Source organism: Pseudarthrobacter sp. GQ63 (assembly GCF_059758765.1).
Map to the genome: position 1 here is coordinate 68,445 of NZ_JCAXEF010000015.1, position 9,151 is coordinate 77,595.

General features: G+C 68.1%; 9 protein-coding genes. 2 read left to right on the forward strand and 7 right to left on the reverse strand.

The annotated features are described in order from the left end of the window. Positions 1 to 123: 123 nt before the first annotated feature. Together AC6CHP_RS18320 and AC6CHP_RS18325 are read left to right on the forward strand one after the other, a co-directional pair. Positions 124 to 588 carry an LpqB family beta-propeller domain-containing protein gene (locus tag AC6CHP_RS18320; RefSeq protein ID WP_188731583.1) on the forward strand — a complete coding sequence of 155 codons (465 nt, stop codon included), beginning with the start codon at positions 124 to 126 and terminating at the stop codon, positions 586 to 588. Then, positions 585 to 2,294 carry a DUF5671 domain-containing protein gene (locus AC6CHP_RS18325; RefSeq protein WP_498231456.1) on the forward strand — a complete coding sequence of 570 codons (1,710 nt, stop codon included), beginning with the start codon at positions 585 to 587 and terminating at the stop codon, positions 2,292 to 2,294. Before AC6CHP_RS18320 ends, AC6CHP_RS18325 begins: the two co-directional genes overlap by 4 nt. A gap of 68 nt (positions 2,295 to 2,362) precedes the next feature. Here the strand turns inward: AC6CHP_RS18325 and AC6CHP_RS18330 are convergent, their stop codons facing one another. The 7 genes from AC6CHP_RS18330 to AC6CHP_RS18360 form a co-directional block, all read right to left on the reverse strand. Further along, on the reverse strand, positions 2,363 to 3,451 hold the full coding sequence (locus tag AC6CHP_RS18330; protein ID WP_498231458.1) for an L-idonate 5-dehydrogenase: 1,089 nt from the start codon (positions 3,449 to 3,451) through the stop codon (positions 2,363 to 2,365). Next, positions 3,451 to 4,221, reverse strand: a complete 771-nt coding sequence (locus AC6CHP_RS18335) for an SDR family oxidoreductase (RefSeq protein WP_498231460.1) — start codon at positions 4,219 to 4,221, stop codon at positions 3,451 to 3,453. The genes AC6CHP_RS18330 and AC6CHP_RS18335 overlap by 1 nt, the downstream gene beginning before the upstream one ends. Then, positions 4,218 to 5,162, reverse strand: coding sequence for a 2-hydroxyacid dehydrogenase (locus AC6CHP_RS18340; RefSeq protein ID WP_498231462.1), 945 nt, complete (start codon positions 5,160 to 5,162; stop codon positions 4,218 to 4,220). The genes AC6CHP_RS18335 and AC6CHP_RS18340 overlap by 4 nt, the downstream gene beginning before the upstream one ends. Before the next feature lie 36 nt (positions 5,163 to 5,198). Further along, on the reverse strand, positions 5,199 to 5,948 hold the full coding sequence (locus AC6CHP_RS18345; protein WP_188731576.1) for an SDR family oxidoreductase: 750 nt from the start codon (positions 5,946 to 5,948) through the stop codon (positions 5,199 to 5,201). A gap of 64 nt (positions 5,949 to 6,012) precedes the next feature. Beyond that, a complete protein-coding gene (locus AC6CHP_RS18350) occupies positions 6,013 to 7,353 on the reverse strand; it encodes an MFS transporter (protein WP_188731574.1) in 1,341 nt (446 codons plus the stop codon). Between the two features lie 55 nt (positions 7,354 to 7,408). Next, entirely contained in the window at positions 7,409 to 8,422 is a 1,014-nt protein-coding gene (locus AC6CHP_RS18355) for a 5-oxoprolinase subunit C family protein (protein WP_377195371.1), read from the reverse strand. Beyond that, positions 8,419 to 9,150 carry a 5-oxoprolinase subunit B family protein gene (locus tag AC6CHP_RS18360; protein WP_498231465.1) on the reverse strand — a complete coding sequence of 244 codons (732 nt, stop codon included), beginning with the start codon at positions 9,148 to 9,150 and terminating at the stop codon, positions 8,419 to 8,421. Before AC6CHP_RS18360 ends, AC6CHP_RS18355 begins: the two co-directional genes overlap by 4 nt. Position 9,151 lies beyond the last annotated feature (1 nt).

Here is a 9,151-nt window from a genome sequence, read left to right on the forward strand (position 1 = left end):
GGCGGACTCAGTTGGGCGCCCTGGCACAGCAAGCGCACGACGGCGGCCCAGCCCGCCGTCGTACGCGGCAACTCGGGCCGAAAGACACCAGCAAATGTCGTGCCGAAAGTGCATACTGGCGCCATGACTGATGCAGCGCGAAAACCGGACCGGATCCTCCTCGTGCTGCTGGGGGTCATCGGCCTGCTGGTGGTGGTGGCCCTCGCCGTGGTGTTCTCCCGCGGAGATCCGGAACCCCTCGATGAGGCCAGCCCGGCCGGAGTTGTCCAGCGGTACAGCTCCGCAGTGATCGACGGCGACCTCGCAACTGCCGAAACATACCTCACGGATTCCGCCCGCACCATCTGCCGCGGATCGTATTTCGGTGAGCCCCGGCCCGCCCGGGTGGTCCTGGTGTCCACGTCGGAGCGGGACCAGTCAGCCACCGTGCGGGTCTCAATCGTCAACTCGTCCCAGGACGGCCCCTTCGGCCCCTCCGAGTACGAGATGGAAGACATCTTCTCCCTGGTGAGGGCGGACGGAGACTGGAAGATCAGCCAGGCGCCGTACCAGCTGATGGCATGCACCGGAACACAGGTCAAACCATGAGCGCCCCGGCAGGCATGACCGTTTTGCCGGCGGGACTCGCCCAGGTGACGCTGCGCCGGCTCATCCAGTACGCCCTGCTCTTCGCGCTGGTGGTGATCGCCGCCAGTGGCCTCAGCGGACTGCTGGACCGGCTGTTCACGTCAGGGGCTGTGCTGGCATCCACGGATGTGGCCGGACTCGCCCGGTCCCTGGCCTTCACCCTGATTGGCGGTCCGCTCGCCCTGCTTTTGTGGTGGTTTGTGTGGCGCAGGCTGGACGACGAGGCAGAGCGCAGGTCCGCCGGGTGGGGCCTCTACATCACCGCCATGTACGGGGTTTCCCTGATCATCTTCACCACCTCGCTGTTGGGGATGGCGGCGTCAGTCATCGGGCGGCGGGACAGTGACTGGGCACCGGCGCTTGCCAACGCCGTCGTCTGGGCGGCCATCTGGGCGTGGCACCGGTGGATGTGGAAGCACCCCCGGAAGCCCACCGTCCACCTGGACGACGTCAGGGCCGTCGTCGGCTCAGTGTTTGGCCTGCTGCTCGGCGCCGGTGCCGGCATCGCGGCGCTCAGCGGCCTGCTCGACGTCGCTGTCCGCGGCTTCCCCCTGACGGTGACCGTTGAGCCCTGGTGGTACCCGGTGCTCCGTTCGCTGGTGTGGGCGGCGGGCGGAACCGTGGTCTGGTGGTGGCACTGGTTCCGGGAAGGCGGGCGCCGCTTCCAGACCAACCTGGTTGACAGCATCATGATCATCGTCGGCGTCTTCGCGGCCGGCATCACCGCCCTCGGCGGGGCCGGCGTGGTCCTGTTTGTGTTCCTGCGGCTGGGTTTCGACCGCGACGATCCCATGAACGAACTGCTGGAGCCGCTGGCTCCGGCCGTGGCCGCCACACTCGTGGGGGCCCTGGTGTGGCGCTACCACCGCACCGCGTCCATCCGCCGGTCCCCCGCCACCATGCGTGCAAGCCTCCTGGTGACGTCCGCGGTTGCCCTGGCGGCTTCGGCATCCGGGGTGGGCGTTGTGGTGAACTCACTGCTGGCAGCTGCCGTGTCCCCGCTGGCGGGAGGGGCAACACGCACGCTGCTCCTTGGCGGCATCAGTTCCCTCCTGGTCGGCGGGCCCGTCTGGTGGCTGGCGTGGAAGCCCCGGAACCAGCCGCAGGCTGCCGAGGCCATCCCGCCCGGACGCCGCGTGTACCTCATTGCGTTCTTTGGCGTCAGCGCCGTGGTGGCACTCATTACGCTCCTGGTGATCGGCTACCGGGTCTTCGAGTTCCTGCTCGGGGACGTCACGGGCGGCAGCCTCCTGGACCGCATCCGTGCACCGTTCGGGCTCCTGGTGGCGGCCGCCCTGGTGGCCGGGTACCACTTCGCCCTGTGGCGGCACGACCGCACCCTCCTCGCGGCCGCCCAGCCAGCCAGGAAACGGACCATCGAGCAGCTCACCCTGGTTATGGGGCAGCACGCGGACCCGGAGGCCGTGGCACGGGGCATTGCCGAGGCCACGGGCGGTGCCAGGGTCACCGTCTGGCTGCGGGCGGACGACGGCGGCCCGGCCCTTCCGGCGGCCGGTGCAGATTCAGTGCGGGCAGCTTCTCAAGCGCCGGCTGAAACGGTGGGCCAGGTGGCGGCCGCCCTGGACGGAGTCACGGCGCAGCACGTACTGGTACTCGTGGGGCACGGCACGCTGGAAGTCATCCCCCTGCACAGCCCGCCAAAATAGCGGGAGTTTGTGTCCAGATCTGCAGGCTCCAGCGGCGGCACTTGTCCCTGCATATCTGGACAAAAACTCTAGGCGGAGGCTGGGTGGTTTTCGCCGAAGCTCAGCAGCACTTTCCCGGACTCGGCCGAATTGCGCGCCACGCTGAAGGCTTCCAGGGCCTCCCCGACGGGGTATTCGTGCGTGATGACGGGATCGACCTGCAGTGAGCCGTCTGCCAGGGCAGCAATAACGTCGTCGATCTCGTCATTGAAGCGGAAGGAACCCTTGAGCTCCAGCTCCCGGGTGATGGCCAGGGAGATCAGCACCGGCTGCGGACCGGTAGGCAGCAGCCCCACCATCACCACGGTGCCGCCGCGGGTTGCGCCCTGGATGGCGGAGGCGAGGCCGTGGTGGTTGCCGGAGGATTCAATCACGACGTCGGCCTCGACGGCGGCGATCGCCTCGGCATCACCGGCGGCGAGCACCTGGTCCGCCCCAACGGCCTTGGCGATGTCCAGCGGCTTGTCATGCATGTCGACGGCGGTGATCCGGCTAGCGCCGGCGCGTTTCAGGACCGCCACGGCCAGGGCTCCGATGGGGCCGCTGCCGATCACCAGCGCGGTCTTGCCGGCAACGTTCCCCGCCCTCGCCACGGCGTGCCACGCCACGGCGGCGGGCTCGATCAGGGCCGCGGTGCGCAGGTTGATGCCCTCCGGGAGCGTCCGGAGCATCCGCGTGGGGAGGTTCACGTACCGGCTGAACGCGCCGTCCTTGTGCGGGAACCGCGCGGCGCTGCCCAGGTAGGTGCAGCCCGGCGAAAGGTTGGGCCTGTCCGCCGGATACCGTGCAGCACCGGGGCCTGGCGTTGCCGGATGGACTGCCACCGGAGTACCGGCGGCAGGTCCCGTTCCGTCTGCTGCGGCCCGGACCACGGTCCCCGAGATCTCATGCCCGAGCACCAGGGGGGCCTTCAGGATCGATTCACCGGCGGCCCCGTGCAGCCAGTAGTGAAGGTCCGAGCCGCAGATGCCTCCGTAGTGCACCTCAATGACGGCTTCGTCGGCGGCGGGAGCGGCGAGGGGCACCTCGTCGATCCGGAGATCGTTGGCGGCATGGGCCACTACGGCCGGGCCGGTTACCGGAAGGGTTGTGTTTGTAGGCGTTGGTGGCGTTGCCATCAGACCACCACCGTCATTCCGCCGTCGATAAAGATGGTCTGTCCGTTGACGAAGTCGGATCCCCGCGACGCCAGCCACACGGCGGGCCCGGCAAGGTCCTGCACTGTCCCCCACCGGCTGGCCGGGGTGCGGCCCAGGATCCAGGAGTTGAACTGCTCATCGTCCACCAGGTTCTGGGTCATCTCCGTGTGGATGTACCCCGGAGCGATCCCGTTGATCTGCAGCCCGGACGCCGCCCATTCAGCCGTCATGGCACGGGTCAGGTTCCGCAGCCCGCCCTTCGCCGCGATGTAAGGGGCGATGGTGGGGCGGGCAAGGTCTGTCTGCACGGAACAGATGTTGATGATCTTGCCGTGCCCGCGCGGGATCATGAAGCGTGCCGCCTCGCGTCCCACCAGGAAGGCGCTGGTCAGGTCCGTGGAAATCACCCGTTCCCAGTCCTTCACGTCCAGGTCCAGCATGGGCACCCGGTGCTGGATGCCCGCGTTGTTCACCAGGACCTCCAGCGGCCCCACGTGCTCCTCCACCCAAGCAACCCCGCGGGCGGCCTCGGCGTCGCTCGTCACGTCGAACGCGACGCTGTGGACCCGCCCGGGCGCAAAGCCGGCAGCCATGGCTGCCGCGGCATCCTTGAGCCGCTCCTCGTTGAGCCCGTTCAACACCACCGTGGCCCCGGCGTCGGCCAGTGCCCGCGCCAGCGCATTGCCAATACCGCGGCTGGAACCGGTGACCAGCGCAACCCGCCCGGTCAGGTCAAAAAGTGAACTCATGCGAAAGGACCTGCCTGCACCAGGTTGGCCGGGGACTGGCCCGCGGCGAGCGCCTCGAGCTGCTTGCGGAGGAGTTTGAGGATCCGCGGCTGGAACGCCGAGGCGTTGCCGCCCACGTGGGGCGTGATCATCGCGTTGGGCGCGGACCAGAGCGGATGGTCCTGCGGCAGGGGCTCGGGATCGACGACGTCGATGGCGCACTGCAGGCGCCCCGAGAGGACCTCCTTGGTCAGGGCTGCGGTGTCCACCACGGAGCCGCGGCCTACGTTCACCACCAGGGCGCCATCCGGCAGGGCAGCCAGGACCTCTTCGCCGATCAGCTGGTGGGTGTGCCCGGTGAGGGGCAGTACCGACACCAGGATGTCGTGCGTGGCGGCCAGCGCTGTCAGTTCCGAGGATGCGTGGACTTCGCCGTGTTCATCAGCACGGGCCGAACTGCCCACCCGGGTGACGGTGACTTCGAACGGCTCAAGCCGGCGGGCCACCTCCTGCCCGATCCCGCCCACGCCCACAAGCAGCACCCGCCGGTCCGCCAGGGACTGGCGCCGCTCCGGCCGCCAGAGGCCGTGTTGCTGGTCCCGGACCGCCTGGTCGATGCCGCGCAGCTTGGCCAGGATGAGCCCGATGGCGAGCTCCGCCGTCGCCGCCGCGTGGACTCCGGACGCGCTCGCCACGCCTGCGGCCGGCCCGGCAGCCTCAATCACGCCGTCGTATCCGGTGGACTGGGTCTGTACGTACTTCAGGCCGGGTACCTTGGCGAGGGATCCCAGGACAGCGCCGGCATTGATGTAGGGCAGGATGACGCCGTCGATCTCAGCCAGCGTCCCGTCGTCGGGATCTGTCTCCAGGTCCCAGACCACTCCCTGCAGCCCTCCGGGTAGGGGTGAGAGATCGTCGAGGAGCTGCTGGTCGGGGAAGCTGACGGTACGGACTGTTTGCATGGGAAGACCTATCAATCTGGGGCGGGAGTGCTGGGGCTAGCGGCGGTCGAAAGTCAGGCCGCCGGGGACCTGGAAGGTGGGCATAAGCTCCAGCATGCCAACATTCACGTGCCGGGGTGTTTCGATGGCGTAATCCATGGCGTTGACGATGTCATCGGTGGTGAGCGATTCATAACCCTCGTAGTAGGTCTTCCACGCCTCCTCCATCGCCTCCGGGGTGCCGCCCATGTTCCGGCCGAAGATCTCAGTCTCCACGCGTCCAGGGCAGATTTCGGTGACGCGGATGCGCTTGCCCACGGTGTCGTTGCGGAGCTGCCGGGAGACCTGGTGCACCGCGGCCTTGGTGGCGTGGTACACCGTGTGGCCGTAGAAGTTGTAGGTGCCGGCGATGGAGCTGACGTTGATGACGTGCCCCAGGTCGCGTTCCACCATGCCGGGCAGGACCAGCCGGGTCAGCTGCAGCAGTCCCCGGAGGTTGACGTCCACGAGTTCGTCAATGTCGCTTTCGCTGGAGTCCAGGATGTTGCCGGGCCGGGAGACTCCGGCGCAGTTCACCAGGACGTCCACCTGGAGGTTCCCGACGGCGGCGGCCAGCGCCGCGGTGTCCGTCAGGTCCACCACGTGGGGCACCGCGCCGGTCTTGTCCGCGAGTTCCTTCAGGCGGTCCTCGTTGCGGGCCAGGGCGTGGACGGTGAGTCCGCGCTTGGTTAGGCGTTCGGCGATCGCGGCGCCCATGCCGGTGGAGGCACCGGTGACCAGGGCCGTTGAGTAATCGGAAAAGGACATGGAGGTCTCCTAGGAAGGTGCAGCACAGTGCTGCGCAGGTAGCGGAAATTCGGGAGTGGAAAAGTCAGGCGTCGCGGAGCGGCAGGTGCGCCCGGTCCTTGACCGTGCTGACCGCGGCAAGGGTGCCCAGCGCGGTGATCACGGCGTAGAACGCGGGCATGTAGATGTTGCCGGTGGAGGAGATGAGCCAGGTCATCAGCAGCGGCGCGGTGCCGCCGAAGAGTGCCGAGGAGATGTTGTAGCCCAGGCCGTAGGCCGAGTACCGGACACGGGTGGGGAAGAGCTCCACGATGAGGATGTGGATGACTGCCGTGTGGCCGGCGAAGACCACTGCCATGATGGAGGCGCCCAAAATGGCCAGTGCCATCTCGCCAGTGGCAATCAGCGCGTACGAAGGGATGCCCAGGACGGCCATGGCGATGGCGGAACCGGCGATGACCTTCTTGCGGCCGATGCGGTCCGAGAGCGCGCCCATGAAGGGAATGGCGATGCAGATGACCACCAGGCTGCAGGCGGTGACCAGCAGCGCCTCGCCGATGGTGAAGTTCAGCTGCTTGCCCTTGAGGAAGGTGGGCATGTAGGAGAACAGGACGTAGTAGCCGGAACCGTTCATCAGCGGGATGAAGAGTGCCAGCAGCATGGCACGGCGGTGCTCGGGCGAGGCAAAAGCCTCCTTGAGCGGGTTGGCCGAGAGCCCGCCTTCTTCCTTGAGCTTTTCGAAATTGGGGGTATCGCTGATGGCCTTGCGGATGTACCAGCCGATGATGCCCATGGGGATGGCCACCAGGAACGGGATACGCCAAGCGAACGATCCAAAGCCGCCGCCGTCGATCGCTTCCTGGGTGAGCCAGGGGGACATGGAGTAGGCAACCAGGGTGCCGGTCAGGAGGGCTGCGAACGAGGCAATCTGGGCGTAGGAGGTAATGACGCCGCGCTTGCCCTCGGGGGCGTGCTCGGCGAGGAAGGTCATTGCGCCTGCAGCTTCACCGCCAACGGAAAAACCCTGGAGCATGCGGAGCAGCACGAGCAGGATGGGGGCCGCGACGCCGATGGCCGCGTACGGCGGCAGCAGGCCGATGCCCGCGGTCGCAACGCTGATCAGCAGGATGACAAACACCAGGAGCTTTTGCCGCCCAATCCGGTCACCGAGGTAACCGCAGACGACGGCGCCGAGGGGGCGCACGAAAAAGGAGACGGCGTAGCCGGCGAAGACAAACAGGAGTGCGTTGTCCGGGTTTCCAGGGGCCAGGAAGACGAGGGCAAGCGTTCCGGCCATAAAGGCGAAGATGCCGTTGTCGTAAAGTTCCACGAAAATGCCGACGCAGCCGGCCGTGACGACCTTGCGGGTCTGCTTGCTGCTGAGCCGCTCCTGGTGCGGCTGGGCCGCATGCGTTGAGGTGGACATGGCGTTCCTTACTTAAGGGGATGGTAACAATGCTTTTCGGGGGAAGCGAGAGTCTTCAGCTTCCGGCGGCGGGTGCGAGCCGGGGCGGGCCCGGGGGGCCGCCCACGCCGAGGAGGGAGAACACGGTGCCCACCGTGGAGCGGAGGGTTTCCAGTTCCCTCAGCGCTGCCCGGTGTTTCGCTGTTGCCTCCGGGACGGTGGTTTTGCGGAACGTGATTTTGTGGCCGGGCCGGGCCTGCGCCAGGACGTCCAGCGAGCGGCTGGTCACCACGGCCAGGACGGGGTAGCCGGCGGTTACCCCGCGTCCACGGTGTAGAACCAGGAGTTCCTCCCGGGAAGGCACCTCGATGGCTCCGACCGGGACTCCCCTGGACAGCACCTCGGCGGTGGACTGGCGTTCCGGAAGTGCCCCTCCCAGCCGCAGCCCGATGTGGTTGCTCCGGCCGCTGACGGTGTACTCGGTGCTGTAGAGCAGGTCCGCGGTCCCGCCGAATTCGTCCACATCGGGGCCGTCCGTCACTTCCACCACTGCGGTGCTGTGGAACTCCGGGCGGGTCAGGCCGAGGCGGAACAGCGGCAGGTCGAAGTACGGCTGCCGGATGGGCGGGACGCTCTTGAAGGTCCTCAGTTCCGTGCCTTCCGTGAGCCGAAGCCCGAATCCCACGACGGTGTCCGGCGCGCAGCTGCCCAGGAGGACCGGCGCGTGCACTGAGCCGTGGACCGCTACGTAGGCCCGGAGGCCGCCGTCGAGCCGGCGCAGCGCCACTGTCTCCCCCGCCCGCACGGATACCGGCTCCCACTGCTGGCACTCGCGCCCGCCCACCGTAAGGTGCAGGGGCGTTCCCGTGACGGCGATCAGGATGTCCGTGGTGGCGCGCATCCGGAAGTCGAGGGCTGTGATTTCCAGGAGCGGGGAGTTGTCCGCGTTGCCGGCGAGGATGTTCGCCGCCCGGGCCGAGAACTGGTCCAGCGCGCCGTTCACGGGCAGCCCGAACCGGGGTCCCCGGAAGCGGCCAAGGTCCGTGACCACGGAGTTGCCGGGCTGCTGGATGACCAGGGAGCCGTTCATCGTGCTGCCTCCAGTTTCCGGCCGTCGTACGTGGCGAAGTCCTCCGGCGGGATCCGGTGGAACCGCAGCACGTCGCCGGGGACGTAGGGAACCAGCGGTTCGGCCGCTGCGTCGAGGACGGTGAGCGGTGTCTGGCCGATGACGCACCATCCGCCGGGTGCGGCCGCGGGGGCGATCACTGCCTGGCGGCCGGCCACGGACACAGCTCCGGCAGGGACGGAGAGCCGGGGGTCCTTAAGACGCGGGACCGGCTGCGGGAAGTCGGGGCCGTCCATCATGGGCGAACCGGCGGGTGCGCCCAGGCACCGGATCACGTAGGACTTGGCCGTGTGCAGCGTGATGATTTCCTCGACGGACAGCTGCTGCTGTTCAGCGACACGTTCCAGGTCGGGTCCGTACTCGCCGCCGTAGACCACCGGGACGCTGAACTCGCGGGGCGCGCGGGCGGGCGCGCCGGTGAATTCGAGCTGGCGCAGGCCCAGCAGTACGAAGGCCCGGACCTGGCGGGCGGAGGTAACGCCGGGGTCGAATTCCACGAGCAGGGAGTCGTACGTCGGTACCGCGCCGTGGACGCCGTCGGCTCCGGCGGCGTCCAGCCACCCGGCAAGGGCATGGACGGTGGCCCAGTTGGCCTCCCGGTCCGCTGACGATGCGACGACGCGCAGGGCAGCGTCCCCGGATTCGAAGACCTCCACCGGAGGCAGCGCTGGTGTGGAAGTGGCGGGCATG